The 23,661-nt window shown below is 59.2% G+C and carries 21 protein-coding genes and 1 riboswitch; of the genes, 13 read left to right on the plus strand and 8 right to left on the minus strand.

Features of this window, described 5'->3' with window-relative positions:
• Nucleotides 1-205 precede the first annotated feature (205 nt).
• Nucleotides 206-1,048: an EF-hand domain-containing protein gene (locus tag GA0061103_RS01250; RefSeq protein WP_092706331.1), complete on the minus strand. Its 843-nt coding sequence runs from the start codon at nucleotides 1,046-1,048 to the stop codon at nucleotides 206-208.
• A 452-nt stretch (nucleotides 1,049-1,500) separates the two neighbouring features.
• Between GA0061103_RS01250 and GA0061103_RS01255 the strand changes: the two genes are divergently transcribed.
• Nucleotides 1,501-2,142 carry a TetR family transcriptional regulator gene (locus tag GA0061103_RS01255; protein WP_092706333.1) on the plus strand — a complete coding sequence of 214 codons (642 nt, stop codon included), beginning with the start codon at nucleotides 1,501-1,503 and terminating at the stop codon, nucleotides 2,140-2,142.
• Between the two features lie 234 nt (nucleotides 2,143-2,376).
• Here the strand turns inward: GA0061103_RS01255 and GA0061103_RS01260 are convergent, their stop codons facing one another.
• On the minus strand, nucleotides 2,377-3,468 hold the full coding sequence (locus GA0061103_RS01260) for a porin (protein WP_092706335.1): 1,092 nt from the start codon (nucleotides 3,466-3,468) through the stop codon (nucleotides 2,377-2,379).
• Nucleotides 3,469-4,088: 620 nt separating this feature from the next.
• Between GA0061103_RS01260 and GA0061103_RS01265 the strand changes: the two genes are divergently transcribed.
• From GA0061103_RS01265 to GA0061103_RS01295, 7 genes are all read left to right on the plus strand, one after another.
• Nucleotides 4,089-4,832, plus strand: a complete 744-nt coding sequence (locus GA0061103_RS01265) for a hypothetical protein (protein WP_092706337.1) — start codon at nucleotides 4,089-4,091, stop codon at nucleotides 4,830-4,832.
• Nucleotides 4,833-4,963: 131 nt separating this feature from the next.
• A riboswitch (TPP riboswitch) is annotated at nucleotides 4,964-5,096 on the plus strand.
• Nucleotides 5,097-5,188: 92 nt separating this feature from the next.
• The gene (gene thiC / locus GA0061103_RS01270; RefSeq protein WP_092708491.1) at nucleotides 5,189-7,015 is read left to right on the plus strand and encodes a phosphomethylpyrimidine synthase ThiC; all 1,827 of its coding nucleotides are present in this window, start codon (nucleotides 5,189-5,191) and stop codon (nucleotides 7,013-7,015) included.
• A gap of 1 nt (nucleotide 7,016) precedes the next feature.
• Nucleotides 7,017-7,994 (plus strand): glycine oxidase ThiO, encoded by a 978-nt coding sequence (gene thiO / locus GA0061103_RS01275; RefSeq protein ID WP_092706339.1) that lies wholly within the window; start codon nucleotides 7,017-7,019, stop codon nucleotides 7,992-7,994.
• Complete coding sequence (gene thiS, locus GA0061103_RS01280; protein WP_092706341.1) at nucleotides 7,985-8,182, plus strand: sulfur carrier protein ThiS; 198 nt, start codon at nucleotides 7,985-7,987, stop codon at nucleotides 8,180-8,182. Before thiO ends, thiS begins: the two co-directional genes overlap by 10 nt.
• A gap of 3 nt (nucleotides 8,183-8,185) precedes the next feature.
• Entirely contained in the window at nucleotides 8,186-8,959 is a 774-nt protein-coding gene (locus GA0061103_RS01285) for a thiazole synthase (protein ID WP_092706343.1), read from the plus strand.
• The gene (locus GA0061103_RS01290) at nucleotides 8,956-9,567 is read left to right on the plus strand and encodes a thiamine phosphate synthase (protein WP_092706345.1); all 612 of its coding nucleotides are present in this window, start codon (nucleotides 8,956-8,958) and stop codon (nucleotides 9,565-9,567) included. The genes GA0061103_RS01285 and GA0061103_RS01290 overlap by 4 nt, the downstream gene beginning before the upstream one ends.
• Nucleotides 9,568-9,728: 161 nt before the next feature.
• Nucleotides 9,729-10,082 carry a hypothetical protein gene (locus GA0061103_RS01295; RefSeq protein WP_092706347.1) on the plus strand — a complete coding sequence of 118 codons (354 nt, stop codon included), beginning with the start codon at nucleotides 9,729-9,731 and terminating at the stop codon, nucleotides 10,080-10,082.
• A gap of 100 nt (nucleotides 10,083-10,182) precedes the next feature.
• On the opposite strand, the gene GA0061103_RS01300 is transcribed toward GA0061103_RS01295, so the two are convergent.
• On the minus strand, nucleotides 10,183-11,043 hold the full coding sequence (locus GA0061103_RS01300) for an urea carboxylase-associated family protein (RefSeq protein ID WP_092706349.1): 861 nt from the start codon (nucleotides 11,041-11,043) through the stop codon (nucleotides 10,183-10,185).
• A 126-nt stretch (nucleotides 11,044-11,169) separates the two neighbouring features.
• Between GA0061103_RS01300 and GA0061103_RS01305 the strand changes: the two genes are divergently transcribed.
• On the plus strand, nucleotides 11,170-12,030 hold the full coding sequence (locus tag GA0061103_RS01305; protein ID WP_092706351.1) for a LysR substrate-binding domain-containing protein: 861 nt from the start codon (nucleotides 11,170-11,172) through the stop codon (nucleotides 12,028-12,030).
• 41 nt (nucleotides 12,031-12,071) lie between these two features.
• Here the strand turns inward: GA0061103_RS01305 and GA0061103_RS01310 are convergent, their stop codons facing one another.
• Both GA0061103_RS01310 and GA0061103_RS01315 read right to left on the minus strand, forming a co-directional pair.
• Entirely contained in the window at nucleotides 12,072-13,076 is a 1,005-nt protein-coding gene (locus tag GA0061103_RS01310) for a LacI family DNA-binding transcriptional regulator (RefSeq protein ID WP_092706353.1), read from the minus strand.
• Nucleotides 13,077-13,146: 70 nt separating this feature from the next.
• Complete coding sequence (locus GA0061103_RS01315; RefSeq protein WP_092706355.1) at nucleotides 13,147-14,031, minus strand: LysR family transcriptional regulator; 885 nt, start codon at nucleotides 14,029-14,031, stop codon at nucleotides 13,147-13,149.
• 116 nt (nucleotides 14,032-14,147) lie between these two features.
• On the opposite strand from GA0061103_RS01315, the gene GA0061103_RS01320 reads away from it, so the two are divergent.
• Nucleotides 14,148-14,333, plus strand: a complete 186-nt coding sequence (locus tag GA0061103_RS01320) for a 4-oxalocrotonate tautomerase (protein ID WP_092706357.1) — start codon at nucleotides 14,148-14,150, stop codon at nucleotides 14,331-14,333.
• Nucleotides 14,334-14,561: 228 nt separating this feature from the next.
• Here GA0061103_RS01320 and GA0061103_RS01325 read toward each other — a convergent pair whose 3' ends face one another.
• The 3 genes from GA0061103_RS01325 to GA0061103_RS01340 all read right to left on the minus strand — a co-directional run bounded on the left by GA0061103_RS01325 (nucleotide 14,562) and on the right by GA0061103_RS01340 (nucleotide 16,950).
• Nucleotides 14,562-15,596 (minus strand): hypothetical protein, encoded by a 1,035-nt coding sequence (locus GA0061103_RS01325; protein ID WP_092706359.1) that lies wholly within the window; start codon nucleotides 15,594-15,596, stop codon nucleotides 14,562-14,564.
• A 481-nt stretch (nucleotides 15,597-16,077) separates the two neighbouring features.
• Nucleotides 16,078-16,344, minus strand: a complete 267-nt coding sequence (locus GA0061103_RS01335; protein WP_092706361.1) for a hypothetical protein — start codon at nucleotides 16,342-16,344, stop codon at nucleotides 16,078-16,080.
• 144 nt (nucleotides 16,345-16,488) lie between these two features.
• The gene (locus GA0061103_RS01340; RefSeq protein WP_015342703.1) at nucleotides 16,489-16,950 is read right to left on the minus strand and encodes an Lrp/AsnC family transcriptional regulator; all 462 of its coding nucleotides are present in this window, start codon (nucleotides 16,948-16,950) and stop codon (nucleotides 16,489-16,491) included.
• Between the two features lie 185 nt (nucleotides 16,951-17,135).
• On the opposite strand from GA0061103_RS01340, the gene putA reads away from it, so the two are divergent.
• The 3 genes from putA to GA0061103_RS01355 all read left to right on the plus strand — a co-directional run bounded on the left by putA (nucleotide 17,136) and on the right by GA0061103_RS01355 (nucleotide 23,655).
• Nucleotides 17,136-20,831 carry a trifunctional transcriptional regulator/proline dehydrogenase/L-glutamate gamma-semialdehyde dehydrogenase gene (putA, locus tag GA0061103_RS01345; protein ID WP_092706363.1) on the plus strand — a complete coding sequence of 1,232 codons (3,696 nt, stop codon included), beginning with the start codon at nucleotides 17,136-17,138 and terminating at the stop codon, nucleotides 20,829-20,831.
• A gap of 584 nt (nucleotides 20,832-21,415) precedes the next feature.
• Complete coding sequence (locus GA0061103_RS01350; protein ID WP_425349448.1) at nucleotides 21,416-22,372, plus strand: LacI family DNA-binding transcriptional regulator; 957 nt, start codon at nucleotides 21,416-21,418, stop codon at nucleotides 22,370-22,372.
• Between the two features lie 44 nt (nucleotides 22,373-22,416).
• Nucleotides 22,417-23,655 carry an ABC transporter substrate-binding protein gene (locus tag GA0061103_RS01355; RefSeq protein WP_092708497.1) on the plus strand — a complete coding sequence of 413 codons (1,239 nt, stop codon included), beginning with the start codon at nucleotides 22,417-22,419 and terminating at the stop codon, nucleotides 23,653-23,655.
• Nucleotides 23,656-23,661 lie beyond the last annotated feature (6 nt).

A 23,661-nucleotide genomic window follows, 5' to 3' on the forward strand; every position in this document is an offset into this window, starting at 1 on the left:
AAACACAGGCTCACAAGGATTGAACGCCGCACTTGCCGAATTCCGTCGCTTGCAGATCAAGGCTTTTCGAATTTTCTTTCCAAGCCCAAAGGTCATCTGCCAAGCAGGAAAAGAAGAGCCAGCTCACCCGGAGGCAGAAGTTTCAATCTCTTCTGCCCGGGTTTGCCGGCACTTCGCATGATCAATTACTAAAGTTCTTGTCCGATCAGAGCGTCAGCAGATCGCTCGTCGTCGTCAAATCCTGCTCATTGGTCGAGTAGAGGCTTCCGAAATCCGGCATCTGCGGTTGCTGCGCCTTCATGGCCTGTTCGAACTGGGTCTGCGTCAACGACCCGGAACCGGACGTGTCGAGGCTCTTGAACAGCGACGTTGCCTGGTCTTCGCTTACGTCGGAAGGACGGGCAGCCACGAATTCGGATTCGCTGACGCTGCCGTCGCCGTTCGTATCCATGGAGGAAAACGCGGCAGAGAGGTCAGCGTCGCTCATCTGGCCACCCGGTGGTGGTGGGGGTTGCTGCTGGCCTGCCTGCATGGCTTTCGCAAGCTGCGCTTCGGTGAGGGAGCCGGTATTGCCGGTGTCGAAGCTCTGGAACAACTGCTGTGCCTGGGTTTCGCTGACGTCCGACGGACGTGCGGCCACGAATTCCGCTTCGGTGATATTGCCGTCGCCATTGCTATCCATGGCGCTGATCATATCGCTTTGGCTGTTGTCCTGGCTGCCGGTTGCGGAAGTCTGCTGAGTACTTGATGTCGAACTGCTGGAATTGCTGTCGGATCCCGACGTCGAGCTATCGCTGCCCATGCCGGCTTGCAGATTGAGAATCAAGTTCATCAGCTGCGCGACGAGCTGCTCTGCCGAGGCAATCTGCGACTGATCGTCCGAAGAGGACGAGGAAGAGGAACTCGTGCCGGAAGAACTACCCGACGAATTGCCGGAGGAGCTGTCGGACAGCAGGGATGCGATGGAATCGTCAGACGTCGACGCTTTCGAGCGCGAGGTCTGGTATTGATAATAATTGCTCGATGAGATCGAGTAGATGCTCGTCATTGGGGCCTCCAGATACGAGCGTTGAGAGGAACTCGGATGGCTTATGCGTACGCGACTTGAACACAATCGATATGCGCGGATGGATTTGCGAACGCCGCCGATCAAACGCATCTTCCGCCCCAACTTGACCGATGCGTCTTTTCCAGAGCAGGCGTACCCGGGATCACCCCACCAATATGTATGTCGCCATCATGGCTATATTGGCATCTGCACATTTTCGATTTTCACTTCCCAACGTGGGGAAATTGCACAAGGAAACTTGCGCGTGGCTTATAGACGCTTGACGAACACATCCTGTTGCGATTTCCTTCCTCGATTTTTAGGGAATAATATAAATTCCGCCACTCTGTTGAGCATTGCTGGTATATGGGCTCCAGCAACGAATGACATTGATGGAAAAGAATACGAAGAAGAGGGGCACAGCTTGAACATCGGTTTCTGTGGAGAGGTGAATGAGGCGAACTAAGGAGGAGGCGGCGGAAACGAGGAGCGAGATTTTGCAGTCTGCAAAGGCTCTGTTCCTCGACAAAGGCTACGAGAATGTCAGCCTGGAAGAGATAGCCGCAGCCGCCGGTGTCACCCGGGGGGCAGTGCACTGGCATTTCAAAAACAAGCAGGGGCTGATGTTCGCGATTCGCGACGAAGCCCAGCAGCCGTTTCAGGAATTGGCGGAGCGAATGTCCAAGGAGCTGCCGCCTAATCCTCTCGACCTGATCGCCGATACGATAGCTGCGATATTCGACGATGTTCACGGTGATCCGCGCAAGCGCAGCATGTTGAAGGTGATGATGCATCTCGACATGGCATTTTGCGACGGGACGACAAGCCGGGCGAGCTCGTTCCGGCATGACATGCATGAAAATTTCGAACGCATTTTCACGCTGATGGATGAAAAGACGAAACTTCCGGCTCCCTGGACGCCGGATACGGCCGCTTCCGCTCTGACAGCCGTCATCGGCGGCCTGATCACCGAATGGACGCTCGACCGGGGCAGTTTCGAACTGGTCCCATGTGGACAGATGTTCATAAGGATGGTGCTGAAGACGTGGTTCCCGCTGGCCCAGACGCAGGAGCTGGCGATTACCGCGATCTGACGATTCCGGGAAAAGCGCACAGCGGCTTTCCCGTCGGAATTCAAGAGAACAACGAGAGCGGTTCCGAGCCTCTGCCGGGAGTTGAACCGATTTCCAAAAGCTGGAAACAAAAAAGGATCCGGAGGGAAAGCCAGATCCTTTGCTTTGATCGGAGGTCAACCGATCGATGAAAGAAGCCTGACGGATTGGAACGCCAGGCTTCTCTTACCCGGCATTGAGCCGGGTAATTCAATATTAGAAGCTACGCTCGAAGCGCAGGATACCAGCCCACTGATCCTGGTTCACAGAATCGAAGTTGGTGTAGGAGACTTCCGGCTCGATGAGCAGGTTCTTGACCGGGTTCCACTTGACGTTGGTGGTTGCGGCAAAGATCTTCGAGTCGGTGTAGGCGAGCTGGAGGTTCCACTTCAGCTTTTCGTTGATCGGAACGCCAACGCCGCCCCAAACTGCCCAGTCACCCCAGCCGCACTTCGACGGATCGTTAACGGGGCAAGCCGAACGATCGAGGTTGGTGCCTGCATACTTGTTGAGCTTGTCGCCGTTGGTGTTCCAGCCGCCCATCAAGAAGGCCGAGAAGGTGCCGAAGTCAGCATCGACACGAGCCTTGACAGCGCCTTCTTCGACGATCGAGTCGTAACCGCCAACGACCTTGAAGCCCCATGCGCCGGACTTGAAGCCAGCACCGGCAACAACGTCAGGAGCATAATGGTTGCCCTTGTCGTCAGACCACCAGCTTGCGCCGTAGGAAGCGTCGGAGCCGCTGGAGTTCGAGTCTTCAACCGAGATCACAGCCGTGAAGCCGTTGCCGGCATCGTAGTTGTAGGTCAACTGGTTGAGTTCGTACGGGCCGTCATAGATCACGTCGTCGTTGATGACGTCGCCGGCATAACCGATGTAGGAGTTATACTGCGAGTCGGCCTTACCGACGAGGAAGCCACCGAGGCTGATGTTGGCGAACAGCAGCTTGGTGGAGGTCGAGTTGCCGTCGTTCCAGTCCCAACGGATGACCGTGTTGGTCTTCAGCGGGCCGTATTCGGTGTCGGTCGCGGTATCGACGCTCAGCTCGGCGCGGGTATGCCACAGCGTACCGTTCTTGCTGTTCGGGTTGTAGGCATCGTACCATTCGCCTTCGGTACGGACGCGGCCGCCGATCTTGAGGCAGGTTTCCGTGCCCGGAATGAAGAAGTAGCCAGCACCGTATGCGTCGCAGATGCGGACGTATTCCAGCGGCTCCGGCTCAGCGGCGACGATCGCGTCTGCTGCGTGGGCACCGGATACTGCTGCCAGAGCAGCAGCGGAGCCGAGAAGAAGGCTCTTGATGTTCATTATTAAACTCCTGGTTGTATTATGCATTTCTATTTTACCGCGAGCGCAGAACTGGAACACCACCCTGGAGATCGGTTTGATCCAAACACGACCGGGCAGCCCGGCAAATACGCACCTGATGTTGGCTTGAGTCCCCTCGAACCTTCATGATTACCCCCGCGGTAAAAGGTTTTGAAATGCCTCTACCGATCCGGCCGATTGCTCGACCGTAAGACAACTTATGTCCTGTATTGGATTTACAAACAGCCCGTATGTTTGTCAATTATATGAAGGCCGCCGAGGCGTTAGTCTTGGCCGCTGTTGCTTAAATGCAACTCGCGACCGCAGGCCATGGCAGCATCCGGCAAGGATCGCGAAGATGTCCCTATTCATGAAAACACCTGCCGGTCAGGACCGTCGCTCCATCTGAGGCCGGCACGATGTCGGCGATCGATGTCCGCATGGCAACCCAATCCGGTCATGGCGCAGCCATCGGTAATTCCACGGAAAAATGGCTGGGAGGCTCTGGCCAGTCGGCTTGAGCAAAGATCAGCAATAAAATTCAATAATTCGCTACACACAGAAATATTGAATTTCCCTAGATTCCGGCGAGTCGCGCCATCGGAGAGGGAAAATCGCGAATGAATGAGAACCGGCTGATCTTCATAGCGACCCCCTGCTTCGGCGGCCTCGTCACCAAGGACTATATGCAGTCCATTTTCTCACTGATGCAGACCGGGGCGCAGGCAGGCATACAGCTGACGCTTGCTCTGCTCGGCAATGACGCCCTGATTACCCGCAGCCGAAACACGCTTGTTTCGTCCTTCCTGAACGATACGGCGGCGACCCATATGCTTTTCATCGACGCCGACATCAGCTTCGAGCCTGATCAGGTCATGAGGCTGCTGGAAGCCGATAAGGATGTGGTCGCCGCCATGTATCCGATCAAGGATTATGATTGGGAAACGGCGGCCCGCATCAATTCAGCAGACGGCGAAACACTTGCAGCAGCCGCACTTCACTATGTCGGCACTCCGCTTGTCGGCCAGATTGCAGAGCGTGAAGGCGATTTCGTCAGCGCCGTCTATGCAGGCACCGGCATGCTTCTGATCAAGCGCAGCGTCATAGAAAGAATGATCGCCGCCTATCCGGAGCTGCGCTACAACGCAATCCACGCTTATCCCAGCACCAAACGCTCGCCCAGCACGCAATACGCCCTGTTCGAGTGCATGGTCGAGGAGGGAACGGGGATCTATCTCAGCGAGGACTTCGCCTTCTGTCATCGCTGGCGAGCCCTCGGCGGCAAGATCTGGCTCGATACCGCCAGCAAGCTTTCCCATACCGGCCCTCATCGCTTCGTCGGCAATACCGCACCACGTTATTGAGGCGCGGCAGGTCGGCACAACAATCCACACGATAAAGTTGCAATTCGTCGGACGCGGCTATGGTCAATCTCCCGAAAAATGCGACCGTCGCTGCGGGGTTGACAGAGGACAAGAGTAAGGCATAGCCTTTTGACATTCACCAGGGGGGTCCCGGCAAGGGGCTGAGATACTGCTGAACAATGCGGCTTTGCCGATTGTGGGCGCAGTGACCCGTTGAACCTGATCCAGTTCATACTGGCGTAGGGACGGTGCAAGCGCTCGATGGCTTCGGATTCCCGCCTGGATTCCATGCCGGCGTCTTTTCATCATTCCGGCTGATTGACTGGGTCTCCAACTGCAACTTGGAGCCTCAAACCATGAACATTGCCGCAAAGAACCTCACCCCGACAGTTACCACCGGCCCGATGCCGGCCTCGCGAAAAATCCATGTCGCCGGCGAGATCCACGCCGACATCCGTGTGCCAATGCGCGAGATCAGCGTTCACCCGACATCGGGTGAACCGCCCGTCGTTGTCTACGATTCCTCGGGTCCGTATACGGTCGAGGGCGCCGACATCCGCATCGAACAGGGCCTGCCTCAGCTGCGCCGCGACTGGGTGCTCGCCCGCGGCGACGTTGAGGCCTATGACGGCCGGCATGTGCGCCCCGAAGACAACGGCTTCGTCACCGGCGAGCGGCTGACACCGGAATTTCCGGCCAAGCGCCAGCCGCTGCGCGCCAAGGACGGCAAGGCCGTCACCCAGCTCGCCTATGCGCGCGCCGGCATCATCACCCCGGAAATGGAATTCATCGCGATCCGCGAAAATCTTGGCCGCAAGGCAAAGGCCGAAGCCCTGATTCGCGATGGCGAGAGCTTCGGCGCCCATATTCCCGATCACGTCACGCCGGAATTCGTCCGCCAGGAAGTCGCAGCCGGTCGCGCGATCATTCCGGCCAACATCAATCATCCGGAAAGCGAACCGATGATCATCGGCCGGAACTTCCTGGTGAAGATCAACGCCAATATCGGCAACTCCGCTGTCACCTCCTCCATGGCGGAAGAAGTCGAAAAGATGGTCTGGGCCGCCCGCTGGGGCGCCGATACCGTCATGGATCTGTCGACCGGCCGCAACATCCACAACATCCGCGAATGGATCATCCGCAATTCGCCGCTGCCGATCGGCACGGTGCCGCTCTACCAGGCGCTGGAAAAGGTCGGCGGCATTGCCGAAGACCTGACCTGGGAAATCTATCGCGACACGCTGATCGAACAGGCCGAACAGGGCGTCGACTATTTCACCATCCATGCCGGCGTCCGGCTGCACTACATCCCGCTGACCGTCAATCGCGTCACCGGCATCGTCTCCCGCGGCGGCTCGATCATGGCCAAGTGGTGTCTCCATCACCATCGCGAGAGCTTCCTCTACGAGCATTTCGAGGAAATCTGCGATATCTGCCGCGCCTATGACGTCTCCTTCTCGCTCGGCGACGGCCTGCGGCCGGGTTCGATAGCCGATGCCAACGACGCCGCACAGTTCGCGGAACTCGAAACGCTCGGCGAACTGACGAAGATCGCCTGGGCTAGGGATTGTCAGGTGATGATCGAAGGCCCGGGCCACGTGCCGATGCACAAGATCAAGGAAAATATGGACAAGCAGCTGGCCGTCTGCGGCGAAGCGCCCTTCTACACGCTCGGGCCGCTGACGACGGATATCGCGCCAGGCTACGATCACATTACCTCGGGAATTGGAGCCGCCATGATCGGCTGGTTCGGCACGGCCATGCTCTGCTACGTCACCCCGAAAGAGCATCTGGGGCTGCCGGATCGCAACGACGTCAAAACCGGCGTCATCACCTACAAGATCGCCGCTCACGCGGCCGATCTCGCCAAGGGTCACCCGGCCGCTCAGGTCCGCGACGACGCATTGTCGCGCGCCCGCTTCGAATTCCGCTGGGAAGACCAGTTCAACCTGTCGCTCGATCCCGATACTGCCCGCAGCTTCCACGACGAAACCCTGCCGAAGGAAGCCCACAAGGTCGCGCATTTCTGCTCGATGTGCGGCCCGAAATTCTGCTCGATGCGGATTTCGCACGACATCCGCGCCGAAGCGCAGAAGGAAGGGTTGGAAGCCATGGCGGCCAAGTATCGGGAGGGCGGTGATCTCTACATGCCGATCGATACCGCCTCGCATCCGGCCGAGTGACATGCGGGTCCTCGTCAAAGGGGCCGGCGTTGCCGGCCTCACGGTCGCCCACGAGCTGATCCGGCGCGGGGCTGAAGTCACAATCTCGGACCCAAGCCAGAACTTCCGCCGCGCCGCCTCCTGGCTTGCCGGCGGCATGCTGGCGCCATGGTGCGAGCGGGAAAGCGCCGATGAGGCTGTGCTGGAACGCGGTCGTGATTCCGCCGATCGGTGGGACGCAATCCTGCCGGGCAAGATCGTCCGCAATGGAACGCTCGTCGTTGCGCCGAACCGCGATCAAAACGAGCTGAAGCGATTCGCCAGCCGCACGGCGGACTATCGCTGGGTGGACGAAGACAAAATCGCCGCCCTTGAGCCTTCGCTCGCCGGCCGGTTCCGCCAGGGCCTGATCTTTCCGCAGGAAGCGCATCTCGATCCCCGCGAGATCCTGCAATCATTGAAGGACAACCTGTCTGCAAAAGGCGTCACCTTTATCGACGAGCTCGTGGACGACGATAGCTTCTCTGAAGTCGTCGACTGCACGGGTGCGGCCCGCATCGGCCACCTCCGCGATTTGCGCGGCGTGCGGGGCGAAATGCTCTATCTGCAAAGTGACGAGCTCTCCCTTTCGCGGCCCGTCCGCCTGCTGCATCCACGTTTTCCCGTCTATATCGTGCCGCGCGGCAAAGGCCTGTTCATGATCGGCGCCACGATGATCGAGACCGACTTCAATGGACCGATCACCGCCCGTTCGCTGATGGAGCTCTTGAACGCAGCCTATGCGCTGCACCCGGCCTTTGCCGAAGCCACCGTGGTCGAAACAGACGCCGGCATCCGCCCTGCCTTTCCTGACAATCTTCCCCGCGTAACGCGCGAGGGAGGGACCGTCTTCGTCAACGGCCTTTATCGTCACGGCTTCCTGCTGGCGCCGGCGATGGCCGAAGAAGCCGCCGATCTCATCTTTTGCAGACACAACAACAGGAGCCGCCAATGCGCCTGATCATCAATGGCGAAGCCCAGATTGTCGAAGCAATCACGCTCTCGCAGCTTCTCACAGTACTCGAATATGAGGGCGAATGGCTGGCAACCGCCGTCAACGGCGAGCTCGTCCATAGCGACGAGCGCGATAACCATACCCTGACCGACGACGACAGGATCGAAATCCTCACTCCAATGCAAGGAGGTTGACCCGTGCTTGAACTCTATGGAACCCAAATCGCATCGCGCCTCCTTCTCGGCACGGCACGCTACCCCTCCCCGGCGGTGCTGGCGGAAGCGGTCAAACGTTCGCAAACGGGGATCGTGACCGTATCGCTGCGCCGGGAAACCGCGGGAGGGCGCAATGGCGGCGCATTCTTCGAGATGATTCGCGAGCTCGGCGTTCGCGTCCTTCCCAATACCGCCGGCTGCCACGGCGTATCCGAGGCGGTCCTGACCGCGAAAATGGCGCGCGAAGTGTTTCGGACCAACTGGATCAAGCTCGAGGTGATCGGCAACCACGATACACTGCAGCCCGACGTCTTCGCGCTGGTGGAAGCGGCGAGAATCCTTGCCGACGAGGGATTCGAGGTCTTTCCTTATACGACGGACGATCTCGTCGTCGCCGAGCGGCTGCTGGAAGCCGGATGCAAGGTACTGATGCCCTGGTGCGCGCCAATCGGAACAGCGGCGGGACCGCTCAATCTCTCCGCCCTGCGCTCGATGCGGGCGCATTTTCCCGAGGTGCCGCTGATCGTGGATGCCGGTATCGGCAGGCCGTCGCACGCGACCACCGTCATAGAGCTAGGTTTCGATGCCGTGCTCTTGAACACAGCCGTTGCCGGCGCCGGCGACCCGATAGCGATGGCGGAAGCCTTCGCCAAGGCGATTGATGCCGGCAGACAGGCATTTGGCGCCGGCATGCTGGAGCCGCGCGACATGGCCGTGCCATCGACACCCGTCATTGGAAAGGCAGTTTTCTCGTGAGACTCGACTCCTTCTATCTGATCGTCGATAGCGCCGCCTGGATCAGGCGTCTGGTGCCGCTCGGCGTCAAGCTGGTGCAGTTGCGCATCAAGGATCGCCCAACCTCCAACATTCGCGCGGAAATTCGCGAATCGAAGGCAATTTGCGCCGCGCATGAGTGCCAATTGATCGTCAACGACTATTGGCAGCTGGCGATCGAGGAGGGCTGCGACTTTATTCATCTCGGCCAGGAGGATCTCGCCTCTGCCGATCTCGCTGCTCTTCGCACAGCCGGATTGAAGCTTGGGCTCTCGACGCACGACGAGGCGGAACTGACGGTGGCGCTTGCGGCCGAACCCGACTACATAGCGCTTGGGCCGATCTATCCAACCATTCTCAAGGCCATGCCCTGGGCACCGCAGGGTCTGGAACGCATCGGCCAATGGAAAGCCCGCATCGGTAATCGGCCGCTTGTGGCAATCGGCGGCCTGAGCGTCGAACGCCTTGCCGGTGTATTCGAACACGGTGCTGATATCGCTGCGGTCGTCACCGACATCACACGCAATCATGACCCCGAATCGCGAACGCTCGAATGGATCGATGCGACACGACGATTGCCTCCAAATTGACAAGATCGCTCGACCAAACGCCATGCAGAGCCCGATTTTTATGGTCTGTTGCCTGATGAACGGCACATTCATAAAATATTCAGCTGAACATAATCATGCTTAAGACGTTGATTAAATGGCTCGCGTATTCGCTGAGCACAAAGGCTGCTTTGGAGGTAGTCATGATAAAGAAGACGGTTCTTACGGTTCTGCTGGCCGCTACGGTCGTAGGTGGCGCACTGGCGCCCGTCAGCAGCGCACAGGCGCAGTATTACGACGGTCGCCCGCCCTATCGCGGCGACTGGCGCGGCCATGACGATTGGCGTCGCCATCACCACCATGGCAATGGTGGCGCGATCGCCGGCGGTGTCGCCGCAGGTCTCCTCGGCGGACTGATCGTCGGCGGCGCCCTTGCCAATAGAGGCCCGGTTTACGAAGTCGCCCCGCCGCCGCCGAGATGCTGGTTCGAGGACCGTCAGGTTCAGAACCAGTATGATGACGGCTGGCACTACGAGCGCATTCGCGTTTGTAACTAACCGGTCAACGATGCATCGTCCTGAATGGGCGCATCGTTTGATGAACGATTTGGATTTGCCGGCGGCCAAAACCGTCGGCAAACTGTTTTAGGCCGGCAAATTATAGCCCATGCGTCCTTGGATAGGCATTGCGCTCGGGAAATATTCGCCCGACAAGACTTTCGGGCTCGGGCCGCCAGATTTCGACCAGCAGCGGATAACAGGGCACAGTATCGCTCGAATGCTCGCTGCCGCAGTCGCCGCCCGGACAGGCTGAGAGCGCGCCAAGAAGATCGATCTCCGCGAAGAACTCGATGAAATCACCCGGCCGCACCGGGCTTGCCTTCATGAAATATTGGTGCGTGTCGCGGGTGAAACCCGTGCACATGAAGACATTCAGCACGTCGTGAACGTGGAACTCCGCCTCCTGGATGGGGATGTTCATTTCCTTGGCGAGCGCCCGTGACAGGTTCGAATGGCAGCAATGGTGATAGTCATCGCCTTTCAATAGCCGGTTCGTGTAGGGATCACAGCGCGTGCCGATGACGTCGTGAACGCCTGCCCCATCCGCGTCCCAGCCATACCAGCCAAGCGTATCATGGGTGATCGTCGCCATCGGCCGCAGATAGGGCAACGTGCTCCACAGCCGATCGCCGACACCGACATGGGTGGCGTGCAAAGCCCGCGTTTTGCCGCTGAAGAAGCGCTCCGAAAGATCCTCTATATTCCACAGATTGAGATCGCCAACCTGCGCGCCCTCCACGCTGACGATCCGGAAGAAATGTCCCTTCGGCACGCGAAAACTGCCGCCTTCGCGCGGGGGCACGATGATTTCGGCCATCTTGGTCATGGTTTGCCTTGCCGCCCGCAGCACATCCATGTCGGCCGGCGGCAGAGTTCCGTTCGGATACACGACAACGGGTGGCTTGCCGCGCCGCTCCTCGGCATCGGCGGGAGCGGGCATATCGAAAATACTGTTCATGGCGGCTTTCATTCCTCACCGATCTGACAAGAAGACATTCGTTTCGGCAGCACTGTAAGGATACCAGATCCTTGCGCAACGGTGATCGGGCTTGCGCTTTGACTAAGTCTTACTTAGCCTAACAGAATGCAACATGTCCCGCTTGCCTCCCTTCGCGCCTTCGAGGCGGCCATTCGCCACGAGAGTTTTGCCAAGGCGGCGGCTGAACTCAATCTCACAGCCGCGGGTGTCAGCCAGCATGTGCGTACCCTGGAGGAATGGCTCGGCATCAAGCTCTTCACGCGTCATGCCCGTGGTGTCACGGCAACGATGGCCGGCCGTGAATTCGGGGCTGCCGTTGCAACTGGCCTCGGACATATCGATATCGCCGCCCGACAGCTGCGGTTTGCCAGCAATAATCGGCCGGTCAGCGTGGCCTGTATTGCTTCCGTCGCCACGCGCTGGCTGATACCGCGATTGCAGGCATTCAAGAAGGAATACCCCGAAATTCAGATCAATATCGTCTACGCACTCGATGCGAGGACGCCGGAGGCGGCGAGCGTCGATCTGTTGATCCGCCATGGACCAAGGCCAGCGGTCAATGCGGTTTCCCTGTTGCCCGCCGAAACGCGGCCAACCTGTTCCGTGGAGTATGAACGCCGCCACGGACCGATCGAGAAGCCGACCGATCTTCTCGGTCTGGATCTTCTGCACGATGAAACGACGGCCGCCTGGACGCGTTGGTTCGCGCTTGAGAATATCTATCGGCCCTTGAAACCCGGTCCGGTCTTTGCCGATTTCGGATTGATGATCGGATCCGTTATCGGCGGTCAGGGTATCGGGCTCTGTCCGAGCACCTTGATTTCGGACGAGCTGGCCAATGGCACGTTGATCATCCTGTTCGACACACCGTTGGATATAGACAAGAGCTATTGGCTGCTGCCGGCAGACCGCCTTTCCAGCGAAGCGGAGACATTTCGCGACTGGCTGATCTCCGTTAGCAAATAGGCTGCAAAGGGCGCGAAACCCGGAGCTGCGGCAAGCCTGAATCAGAGACCTTCGGCCGTAATCGTCAGAAAGCGGACCGGATCGGGGTCGATATCGGTGTCGATCAGGCCCAGCCGCTTCAGTGTCAGATCGATGGCACGCCGGGCCTGAACTTCCGGAGCCTGGTCGAGAACGATCGTCATCAGGTCCTCTTTGAGATAGGCGCGCGTCGCATCGGACAATTCATGCCCGACCCAGAAGACCGGCCGTTGACGATATCGGCGCAGAACCGTCGCGATCGCGGCATTGTCGCCGCCGGCGCTATAGAGGCCGGCAATGTCGGTATATCTGGCGAAGGCGCTCGTCAGCAGCTCGATCGTCTTCATTTCATCGTCCTCATCGAACATGACTTCGACGAAGCGATGCGATGGGTTCGCATGATCGAGCAGATAGTTGGAAAAGCCGCGGATGCGTGCCTTGTGGTTCTCGTAAGCGCCGCTGTGGCAGAGCGCGACGAAAGTACCGGAGATATTGGCCTGCATCCGCGCCATGTAGAAGGCAGCGGTGCGACCGGCCGCCTCATTGTCGATGCCGACGTAAGGCAGTTCCAGCGCCGGCCGCGTCATGATCTGCACGACAGGAATGCCGCCGCTGGCAGCCTTGCGGACGCTGCCGACAACATCGGGATGATCGGGCGCAACGACGATCAAGGCAGAGCGCCGTGCCTGGGGATTGGCGATATGGCGCGAGAAGTCGGCGGGATCATCTTCCCTGGCAAAGGTCCGCTGGATCTGGATATCCTTGTCGAGCAAGGCGGCGATGCGCTCGAAAGCACGATTGAGCCTAGAGTAGAAATAAGTCTCAGGCCGGAGCAACACGACTTCGATGCGCACCAGACCATGCCTGGTGCCAGCAAGTGGCATGCGGTAGCCGAGCCGCTTGGCCGCAATGAATATCTTTTCCGCCGTCTCCGGCAACACATTGCCGCGGCCGTTGAGCGCACGCTCGACGGTGGCTGCTCCCACACCCGCGGCCGCCGCCACATCCTTCAACGTAACCTTGGCCACGCTTCCCTCATTTTCCAACCCGATGATCAGATTTGATCATGGATTTGCAGCTGATGAAAGAGGAGGAATATCAGCCGAAGCGAGCAACGAGAAAATCGATGACGCTGCGCAGCATGGCCGTCGGACGCCGGTCCGGCGCATAAACCAGATGCATCGGTGTCGGCTTGTACGACCATTGCGGCAATACCGGCTCAAGACGGCCGGCATCGAGATCGGCAGCCAAAAGCAGTTCCGGCTGCAACGCAATACCGGCTCCGTGCAGGGCGGCAACACGCAGAGCGCCGCCCTGATTGGTGGTGAACCTGCCCTTGATGGCGATCTCGCGCGTTTCCCCGTCCGGACCGACGAGATGCCAGCGCCCCTGAAGACGCCAGTAGGAATGGCCAAGGCACATGTGATCGACGAGATCCTCGGGGCTTTGCGGCCTACCGCAGCGATCCAGATAATCCGGCGATGCCGCGAGAATACGCCGATAGGGTTTTAGTGGACGCGCCACAAGATTGGTGTCCGTCAGATCGCCTATATGGATGCCGAGTTCGTAACCTTCACCGATCAGATCATGCGGATTATTGTCGAGCGCCAGATCGACGCTGACCTCGAGATTCTCATGCAGATAGTCGACAAGCGCCGGCACGAGGCTTTGCGTCCCGAAACTGACGGGAGCTACGAGCCGCAGGCGCCCACGTGGCGCCGATTGCAGCTCGGATGCCGATTGCTCGGCAAGCTCCACCTCCGCCAGCACCGTCTTGCAGCGCTCGTAATAGAGCTTGCCGACCTCGGTCAATTGGTGACGGCGCGTGGTGCGGTGAAGCAGGCGTGCACCAAGCCGCTGTTCGATCGTCCTCACATGCTTGGCGACCATGGCCGACGACACCTGGCTGATATCGGCCGCGGCAGCGAAGCTGCCATGCTCGACCACCCTGACGAACATCGACATTCCGGCCAACTTGTCCATGATTGCATACCTAATGGTTCGGAATGAAGCAAATAGGAGCGTATTTATCGCCAATTGGTTTTGCAAGATAGTCCTTGGTGCCTAATGTCAGGCGATAAGTCTCTCAAGGAGTTGCCATGCCCATCCTGCGCTTGGAAATGCATCCCGGCCGCACACAGGACCAGAAGCGCGCTTTCGTTCGCGAAGCGACCAGGGCCGCCGTCGAAACGCTCGTCTGCCCGCCGGAATCGGTGGAAATCATCATCACCGAGATTTCGAAGGAGTCCTGGGCAACCGCAGGAAAGCTGAAATCGGATAGCTGAAACGATCCGATTTCATGATCGTGGCCTGGCGGCTTTTAGTCGACCGTCAGGCCTCGTTTGGCGTCAGTCTCCGCCGCCTCCGGGCGTCGGCGCAACCCATCAGACGCGCCATCTCCTGCTTGAAAGCGAGAACGGACGATATCGACAGCACGGTTCAGATTGCGGCGCGGACGACAGAATGCGTCGACGTCTCGCTGATGAGAGCTTCAGCCTGCTTTCGGGAGAAAGTCACACCTCAGGTGTCTCCTCCGCCAGGAAAGTACCAGGCGGTACAGGCCCGTATCTTAGCTGGACTCCTTTTGTGTTGCGGACCGCATGCATGTAGCAATCGTCGTTGGCGTTATGCGTCTTGCAGATGGGAAAAATGAAAACCCTCGCGCCATCCGGTTCCTTTAGTGCGTCCGTTCCCGGAATAACATGCCCACCGACGAGACTGCCGTGGCAGTCACGACGCTGGTTGCTGAACCAATTGTGAGATGTGCAACGTTCGGGCTTTTCTCCCTTGTTGCATTTTTCCTTCCACAAACGAATCCATGAAGACCTTCCCACTTTTGGATCGCGCGTACTGCCGATGACGTTGGCGAAGTTGCGACGCGCTCGCCAGGTGACAACACCGACATAGGTGGATGATATGATGGCCTGCATCTCGGCAATCTCCGCAACCTTATCGGCCGCAGCCGCCGTTGTGACCGGCCTGCCATACATGCGCTCGTAGTCGGCGAGATTGTCGAGGGTAACAATCGGGGCTGTCCCGAGTTCGGAAACGCTGTCCACGCCACCCTCGATAGCGGTATCGACCAGCAGGTCATTGCAGCGACGAGCCTCCGCCTGCAACAGATGATCGAGCGGTGGCGTTTTCACGACATGATCCGCCCAGATGTTGGTGATGGGATGGTTGATCCCGACATCGTTCGGGGTCGTATGAAACTCTGGTCGTTGTGTGCCGCTGGAGAGCTGCTTGGCGTTGCTGTGCAGGAATGTCGTGATCTGGAGCTGATCGTGCGTACGGTCATCATTGCCATGAATGGTAAGTTCATTCTCGCTGCGGTTATAGTCGTAGCTAAAGCGAACTTGCGCCATCACCGGCAAACCATTGAATGTACCGATTGGTTCCGGTTCGCTCACAGCAGTCTTGGGGCCGCCGGCGAGATCGAGGGTCACCGCGACACTGCAATCCTGCAGTTGCACGCTGGTATCATGGAATGAACTCGCGAGAGGCAATCTGACGACAAGCGACAGAGGCGCATAATTCTGCTCGGTCATTTCAATAGCCTCCGCAAGAATCGCCCGTTTTGCGGGAATGATTGATAAGGCTGAATTTGATGTCTTCAGGCATCGTCACAAGCATGACCTCCTAGCGTGTTTGAGACCTTTGGCCATCGCCAACACCAGAATTCTATCGATTGTCGTCTGGGCTTGCCTTTGCGCGCGTACCTGAATTCTTTGCGACCAACATTTTGTCGGGTCACTTGCGGCATTGTCCGATCTGGACAAGAGCAACGAACATGATGCTGACTACGGGCACTATCCGACAGCCATACTTCCGTTATTCGTACCAAAGGCGCTGCTCCGCGCACAGGGAGATGACGAGAGCGGCTCGCGAAACGCTCGTCTGGCCGCCGGAATCAGTGGAAATCATCACCACGGCAATTTCGAAGGAGTCCTGGGTGACGACAGGAAAGTTGAAATCGGATAGCTGAACAACCCGATTTCATGATCGTGGTCTGGCGGTTCTTATCGACCGTCAGGCCCCGTTTGACGACAGGCTCTGCCGCCCCCAGGCTTCGGCCCACTCCATCAGACGTGCCATTTCCTGCTTGAGAGCATGCGAACGAATGATATCGGCGGCGTGATTCAGATTGGTGCGCGGATTGTAGAATGCGTCGATCTCTTCGCCGCTCTCCCGCCTTGCCGCCTCCAGGCGAAGCTTCATTTCCTCGACTTCGGCCTTCACCACAAAGTACCGTTTCATGACCTCGACAAGGTCGCGATCGCCTGCACTGGTCTCCATGCGTACTCCATTCTACTCATTTTAGCACCTCGCAATGATCCGATTCGAATGGCGAAATCTAGGTCATTGTTTAGCCGGCAAGATGAGTTGAAGAACGGCAACCTCATCAGATGCGCAGCGAAGTGTATGAAATAGAACGCGGATTTAGGACCAGTTTTCCTTGACCGACTGCATCACCACATTGGTCGAAGTGCTGGCCACAAAAGGCAGGCTGGAAATCTTCTCGCCGAGCACGATGCGGTAGCGGCGAATATCGGAGGTCCGCACCTTGAGGAGATAATCGAAGCGGCCGGCGATCATGTGGCACTCTTCGATTTCCTTGATTTTCTTGATGGCATTGTTGAAGCTGAGTAAGGCCTCCTCACGGGTATCCGTCAGCTTCACTTCGGCAAAGGCGACGTGATCGAGGCCAAGCTTGATCGGATTGAGGATGGCCTTGAAGCCGTCGATATAACCGGAATCGATCAGTTTCTTCAGGCGTGCCTGGCAGGGAGTCTTGGAAAGGCCGACCCGCTCGGAGAGCTCGGTGATCGACATGCGGCCATCCTCCACCAGCGCATCGAGGATCTTTTGATCGAACTGGTCAATTTCACTAGATTTTGTCATTTTCGAAGGCATTCCTATTTGAAATAAGCGCTACTGAAGTTCAATATGACTGGAAAGCCGCAGTTTCAAGGCGGAACGCTTTTTTGGAATGAAGTATGTTCCCGTCGAAGCAACGGGAGGGCTGCGGGTGGCGATTTCGCTGACGTCCACTCAAGCCATCGGGACCCTTGCACCTTGAGGTTATCATGACTGTCTCTGCCAAGCTCGCTACTGAAGAACCAGCTCCAGACGCCACCCCATTTTCGCATTTCGCGCCACCCATCCGCGCGCAGAGCCCGCTCCGCCAGGCGATCACTTCAGCCTATAGACGCCCCGAGACCGAGTGCCTGCCCTTCCTCGTCGAGGCGGCGACCCTGCCAGACGCGACGCGTGAAGCTGCAAAGAAGACGGCCAAGGCGCTGATCGAAGCGCTGCGCGCCAAGCACAAGGGCGACGGCGTCGAAGGACTGGTGCAGGAATATTCGCTTTCGAGCCAGGAAGGCGTCGCGCTGATGTGCCTCGCCGAGGCATTGCTGCGCATTCCTGACACGGCAACCCGCGATGCGCTGATCCGCGACAAGATCGCCGGCGGCGACTGGAAGTCTCATATCGGCGGCGGCCGCTCGATGTTCGTCAACGCTGCCACCTGGGGTCTCGTCGTCACCGGCAAGCTGACATCGACCGTCAACGAGAGCGGCCTTTCCGCGTCGCTGACGAAGCTGATCGCCCGTGCCGGCGAGCCGGTCATCCGCCGTGGTGTCGACATGGCCATGCGCATGATGGGCGAGCAGTTCGTCACCGGTGAAACGATCGACGAAGCATTGAAGCGTGCCCGCGCGCTGGAAGCGAAGGGCTTCCGCTATTCCTACGATATGCTCGGCGAAGCCGCGACGACCCATGCCGATGCCGAGCGCTACTATCGCGACTATGAAAACGCCATCCATGCGATCGGCAAGACCTCGGCCGGCCGCGGCATCTATGAAGGCCCCGGCATCTCCATCAAGCTCTCCGCACTGCATCCGCGCTACACGCGCTCGCAGGCCGACAGGGTCATGGGCGAACTTCTGCCGAAGGTGAAGGCGCTGGCGCTGATCGCCAAGGACTACAATATCGGGCTCAACATCGACGCCGAAGAAGCGGATCGCCTCGAACTCTCGCTCGACCTTTTGGAAGAACTGTGCCTCGATCCGGATCTTTCCGGCTGGGACGGCATCGGCTTCGTCGTGCAGGCCTACGGCAAGCGCTGCCCCTTCGTGCTCGATTTCATCATCGACCTTGCCCGCCGCTCCGGGCATCGCCTGATGGTCCGCCTCGTCAAGGGTGCCTATTGGGATGCGGAGATCAAACGCGCGCAGCTCGACGGCCTCGAAGGCTTTCCCGTCTATACCCGCAAGATCTATACCGACGTCTCCTATGTCGCCTGCGCCAAGAAGCTGCTTTCGGCAACCGACGTGATCTTCCCGCAATTCGCGACCCACAATGCCCAGAGCCTGGCCACCATCTACCAGATGGCCGGAGACGACTTTGCGGTCGGCAAATATGAATTCCAGTGCCTGCATGGCATGGGCGAGCCGCTTTATGAAGAAGTGGTTGGCGCCGAAAATCTCAATCGCCCCTGCCGGATCTATGCCCCGGTCGGCACCCATGAAACGCTGCTTGCCTATCTTGTTCGCCGCCTGCTCGAAAACGGCGCCAACTCGTCGTTCGTCAACAAGATCGCCGATCCAGCCGTTCCCGTATCCGAGCTGATCGCCGATCCCGTCGAGCGCGTACGCGCCATGACCGTCGTCGGCGCGCAGCACGACAAGATCGTGCTCCCGGTCGATCTGTTCGGCGCAACGCGGCAGAATTCCGCCGGCGTCGACCTCTCGAATGAAACGGCACTCACCGATCTATCTACGCAGTTGCAAGCTTCGGCAGCGAGAGACTGGGTTGCCAAGCCGCTTCTGGCCGACGATTCCGAACGCGGCGTGGCTCGCGCTGTTCTAAACCCGGCCGACCACGCCGATGTCGTCGGCCATGTCACCGAGCTTGAGCCGCAGGATGCACCCGACGTCATGCGGCTTGCGGCCGCCGCTGCCGAACGCTGGGCAGTGGTGAGCCCCAATGAGCGCGCCGCGATCCTCGAGCGCGCTGCCGATCTCATGCAGAGCGAGATGCCTGTTCTCGTCGGCCTGACCATCCGCGAAGCCGGCAAATCGGCTGCGAACGCCGTCGGTGAAATCCGCGAAGCCATCGACTTCCTTCGCTACTACGCCGCGCAGGCACGCAAGGTACTGAAGCCGGAGAGCGTTCCGCTCGGCCCCATCGTCTGCATCAGCCCCTGGAATTTCCCATTGGCGATCTTCTCCGGCCAGGTCGCAGCCGCCTTGGTTGCCGGCAATCCTGTCGTCGCAAAGCCCGCCGGCAATACGCCGCTGATTGCCGCCCAGGGTGTCCGCATCCTGCATGAGGCCGGCATTCCGCGTGATGTTCTGCAATTTGTTCCCGGCAGCGGCAGAATGGGTGCAGCCCTCGTCGGCGCACCGGAAACGGCCGGTGTCATGTTTACCGGCTCGACGGAGGTTGCTCGCCTGATCCAGGCACAGCTTGCCGAACGGCTCTCCAAATTCGGCAAGCCGATCCCCCTTATCGCCGAAACCGGCGGGCAGAACGGCATGATCGTCGACTCCTCGGCTCTGGCCGAACAGGTCGTCGGCGATGTCATCGCTTCGGCTTTCGACAGCGCCGGCCAGCGCTGCTCGGCCCTGCGCGTCCTTTGCTTGCAGGAGGAAGTGGCAGATCGCACGCTGACCATGCTGCGCGGTGCGTTGCGCGAACTCTCGGTCGGCAAGACGGACAGGCTTGCCGTCGATATCGGTCCAGTCATCGACGACAACGCCAAGCGGGGGATCGACGAGCATATCGAGCGCATGCGCAAGCTTGGCTGCAACGTCGAACAGCTCGACCTTCCGACCAGCGCCGGAAAGGGCACATTCGTCGCTCCCACTATCATCGAGCTGAAGAAGCTGAGCGATCTGAAGCGCGAAGTGTTCGGCCCGGTCCTGCACATCATGCGTTACAAGCGCAAGGGACTGGACAAGCTCATCGGCGATATCAATGATTCTGGCTACGGCCTGACCTTCGGCCTGCACACCCGGCTTGACGATACGATCGCCCATGTCACCGGGCGCGTTCGCGCCGGCAACCTCTATGTCAACCGCAATATCATCGGCGCCGTCGTCGGCGTCCAGCCCTTCGGCGGCCGCGGTCTTTCCGGCACCGGCCCGAAGGCCGGCGGACCAATGTATCTGCGTCGCCTTGTCGCCTCCTCGACCGAAGCGTTGCGCGATGCCTCCGTCCACGCCGATCCGGCCGCACAACAGTTTATCGCCTGGCTCGAAAGCAAAGGTGCTGCAAAGCAAGTACGTGCCGTCGCCGCTCAATCGTCACTCGGCTTCAACATCGAGCTGCAAGGCCCGGTCGGCGAGCTGAACCTCTACGCACTGCATCCGCGCGGCAGGATCCTGCTTGCGCCGCAGACGGCGCTTGGCCTGCATATCCAGATCACCGCAGGGCTTGCGACAGGCAATTCGATCGTCATCGATGCGGCATCGGGCTTGCAGGACGAGCTTCGTGGCCTGCCTGCGGATATCGCAAACCGCATTTCCTGGTCGAAGGACTGGGCCGCGGATGGACCGTTTGCCGGCGCCCTGATCGAGGGCGATGCCGAGCGGGTACAGCAGGCGGTCAAAGTGATTTCGGCTATTCCCGGCCCGCTGGTTCTCACTCAGGCAGCTTCGAGCGACGAGATCGCCGAAAGTGCCGATGCCTATTGCCTCAACTGGCTGCTTGAAGAGGTAACGACGTCGATCAACACCGCGGCTGCCGGCGGCAATGCGAGCCTGATGACCATCGGCTAAAACTAACAACAATCTAAAACTTACGCGGCGGCAGGACCGGCAGCGTCTCAGCCGCCGCTTTTTATCGGAAACCTGGGCCATCCTCGCTATTCGAGGCTCCGCACCTCAGGGTGAGGATGGAGCGGACGTCATCACATAACACTGGTTCTCGTCGTAGCAAGCTAGCTCAATGTGCCCTTGTCGTCTGCGCTAGAAAACTCGTGATCTACGTCAACACCGTTCTTGCCAGAAATATCCCATGGACTGCTTGATCTAATGGTTGCTCATGGTGAGGCGCGCAGGCTGAAGGCCGGAGCCTCGAACCACGAGGGCCGGTGATGAAAGACCGCGCCCTCTTCAAGTCTCCGACCTGACATCGGTCTGGTGCTCAACACACTTTTCAACATGGCCCGCGAGCCCCCCGCCCTGCTTTTCGCCGCCTCATTCTCCTCAACGGAGAAATTTTTGAGAAAAGCTTTTCTCTAGTTGACTCCTGCGCTGAGAAAAGCTTTTCTCATGGAAACTCGAATGGGAGAAGACATCTGGAAAACCAGCGTGCGAAGAGCGGACGTGCAACGATTCACGACGTCGCGGCGGCTGCGGGTGTGAGCATTTCGACGGCATCGAAAGCCTTGAACAATACCGGCCGCATGGGCGACGAAACCCGCGAAAGGGTCAAGCGTGCCGCCGCCGACATCGGCTTCCGTCCAAATGCGCTCGCCAAAGGATTGCTCAGCAATCGCACGTTTACGATCGGTCTTCTGACCAACGATACATACGGGCGTTTCACGCTGCCGGTCATGGCCGGCATCACGGAAGCACTCGTCGATCACGGCGTCTCGGTCTTTCTTTGCACGATCGAGGACGATCCGGCACTTGGAAAGGTTCATGTGGACGCCATGTTGGACAAGCATGTGGACGGCATCATCGCCTCGGGGAAGCGGATCGACCGCCGCCTGCCGGTGGATCTGTCCAATCTGCCGGTCCCGGTTATCTATGCCTTCACTGAAGGCGCACCGGGAAGCGTCACCTTTTGCGCAGACGATTATCAGGGGGCGGCCCTTGCTGTCGAATGGTTGCAAGGGCTCGGCCGATGCCGGATCGCCCATGTGACCGGCCCTGAAAGCTTCGTTTCAGTCAGGGAGCGCGCCAGAGCCTATCGCGATCTCGCCGGAGACGAGTTGCCGGTCATGTACGGTATGTGGTCCGAGGCCTGGGGTCACGACGCCGTGGCACAGCTCTGGAGTACGGTCGGAGCGAAGCCGGATGCAATCTTCTGCGGCAACGACCAGATCGCCCGCGCGGTCGTCGATGCGCTGCGCGAGCGCGGCGTACGGGTGCCGGAGGATGTCTCGGTGGTCGGTTTCGACAATTGGGAGATCGTCGCCGCACAGACGAGGCCGCCGCTGACGACGGTCGACATGAATCTCAAGGCGCTTGGCCGCGAGGCCGGGCTAACGGTTCTCGCGCTTGCAGAAGGACGCAGCGTCGAACCTGGCATCAGAACTTTGCCATGCGAGCTTATCGTACGGCAATCATGCGGGGGAAGCCCCGGTCGTTGATTAAAGGAAAAGGGGCAATGGGAGTTGCCCCATGGGAGGAGAACATGATGAAGCGATTTTTGGCCGCAACAGGCCTCATATCCTTGTGCCTTGCATCCGCCGCATCCGCCGAAAACATCTCCATGTGGGTTCGAAGCGGGATTGGCGATTCCTTCAAGAAGGTCGTCGAAGCCTATAATGCCGGTCATGACGACAAGGTGACGCTGACCGAAGTGCCATTCGGGGAACTCGTGCAGAAATACGCGACCGCCATTGCCGGCGGTCAGGCGCCTGACGCCTTGTCGATGGACCTCATCTATACGCCCGCTTTTGCGGCCGCCGGCCAGCTGGCAGATCTGACCGATTGGGCGAAGAGCCTGCCCTATTTCAACTCGCTCTCGCCCTCGCATGTGAAGCTCGGCACCTATGACGGCCATATCTACGGCCTGCCGCTCTCGGTCGAGACCTCGGTCTTCGCCTGGAACAAGGATCTCTACAAGAAGGCCGGCCTCGACCCGGAAAAGGCGCCGGCCACCTGGGAGGAGATCGAGCAGAATGCCGAAAAGATCCGCGCGCTCGGCGGCGATACCTACGGCTTCTATTTCTCCGGCGGCGGCTGCGGCGGCTGCATGATCTTCACCTTCACGCCGCTCGTCTGGGGCGCAGGCGCCGACATTCTTTCCGAAGACGGCAAGAAGGCGACCCTCGACACGCCGCAAATGCGCAAAGCTGTGGGCTTCTATCGCGACATGGTCAAGAAGGATCTCGTACCGGCAGGAGCCGCAAGCGATACCGGCGCCAATTTCCTCAGCATCAGCAATGGCAAGATCGGCCAGCAGAGCATCGGTGCCTTCTCGATCGGCACGCTGATCACGCAATATCCCGATATCCATTTCGGCGTGACGCTGATCCCCGGCGTCGACGGCAAGCCGTCCTCCTTTGCCGGTGGCGACAATTTCGTCATCTCCAAGGGCACGAAGAAGCTCGATGCGGTGAAGAAGTTCCTCGAATACACCTATTCGCTCGAGGGACAGAAGATCATGGCGAAATACGGCAGCCTGCCGACACGCGGCGACATTGCCGATCAGGTGCTGCAGGGTCTCGATCCGCGCATGCAGGTCGGCCTGAAGGCGATCGCCGTCGCCAAGACGCCCTATACGCTGCAGTTCAACGACCTGATCAACAGCGCCAACGGCCCCTGGGCAGGCTTTACCAATGCGGCCATCTTCGGAAGCGATGTCGATGGCGCTTTCTCCAATGCCCAATCGGAGATGCAGTCGATCATCGACAACGCCCAACAGTAGTAAACT

The sequence above is a fragment of the Martinezella multihospitum genome (genome assembly GCF_900094585.1).
GTDB lineage: Bacteria > Pseudomonadota > Alphaproteobacteria > Rhizobiales > Rhizobiaceae > Rhizobium > Rhizobium multihospitium.

What these genes read in the sequence shown, in the direction of transcription:
- GA0061103_RS01305 (WP_092706351.1), top strand. Translation starts at nt 11,170, where the DNA reads ATGCAACATGTCCCGCTTGCCTCCCTTCGCGCCTTCGAGGCGGCCATT.
- putA (WP_092706363.1), top strand. Translation starts at nt 17,136, where the DNA reads ATGACTGTCTCTGCCAAGCTCGCTACTGAAGAACCAGCTCCAGACGCC.
- GA0061103_RS01265 (WP_092706337.1), top strand. Translation starts at nt 4,089, where the DNA reads ATGAATGAGAACCGGCTGATCTTCATAGCGACCCCCTGCTTCGGCGGC.
- GA0061103_RS01250 (WP_092706331.1), bottom strand. Translation starts at nt 1,048, where the DNA reads ATGACGAGCATCTACTCGATCTCATCGAGCAATTATTATCAATACCAG.
- GA0061103_RS01300 (WP_092706349.1), bottom strand. Translation starts at nt 11,043, where the DNA reads ATGAACAGTATTTTCGATATGCCCGCTCCCGCCGATGCCGAGGAGCGG.
- GA0061103_RS01295 (WP_092706347.1), top strand. Translation starts at nt 9,729, where the DNA reads ATGATAAAGAAGACGGTTCTTACGGTTCTGCTGGCCGCTACGGTCGTA.
- GA0061103_RS01335 (WP_092706361.1), bottom strand. Translation starts at nt 16,344, where the DNA reads ATGGAGACCAGTGCAGGCGATCGCGACCTTGTCGAGGTCATGAAACGG.
- GA0061103_RS01325 (WP_092706359.1), bottom strand. Translation starts at nt 15,596, where the DNA reads ATGACCGAGCAGAATTATGCGCCTCTGTCGCTTGTCGTCAGATTGCCT.
- thiO (WP_092706339.1), top strand. Translation starts at nt 7,017, where the DNA reads ATGCGGGTCCTCGTCAAAGGGGCCGGCGTTGCCGGCCTCACGGTCGCC.
- thiC (WP_092708491.1), top strand. Translation starts at nt 5,189, where the DNA reads ATGAACATTGCCGCAAAGAACCTCACCCCGACAGTTACCACCGGCCCG.
- GA0061103_RS01355 (WP_092708497.1), top strand. Translation starts at nt 22,417, where the DNA reads ATGATGAAGCGATTTTTGGCCGCAACAGGCCTCATATCCTTGTGCCTT.
- GA0061103_RS01260 (WP_092706335.1), bottom strand. Translation starts at nt 3,468, where the DNA reads ATGAACATCAAGAGCCTTCTTCTCGGCTCCGCTGCTGCTCTGGCAGCA.
- GA0061103_RS01340 (WP_015342703.1), bottom strand. Translation starts at nt 16,950, where the DNA reads ATGACAAAATCTAGTGAAATTGACCAGTTCGATCAAAAGATCCTCGAT.
- GA0061103_RS01320 (WP_092706357.1), top strand. Translation starts at nt 14,148, where the DNA reads ATGCCCATCCTGCGCTTGGAAATGCATCCCGGCCGCACACAGGACCAG.
- GA0061103_RS01255 (WP_092706333.1), top strand. Translation starts at nt 1,501, where the DNA reads ATGAGGCGAACTAAGGAGGAGGCGGCGGAAACGAGGAGCGAGATTTTG.
- GA0061103_RS01315 (WP_092706355.1), bottom strand. Translation starts at nt 14,031, where the DNA reads ATGGACAAGTTGGCCGGAATGTCGATGTTCGTCAGGGTGGTCGAGCAT.
- thiS (WP_092706341.1), top strand. Translation starts at nt 7,985, where the DNA reads ATGCGCCTGATCATCAATGGCGAAGCCCAGATTGTCGAAGCAATCACG.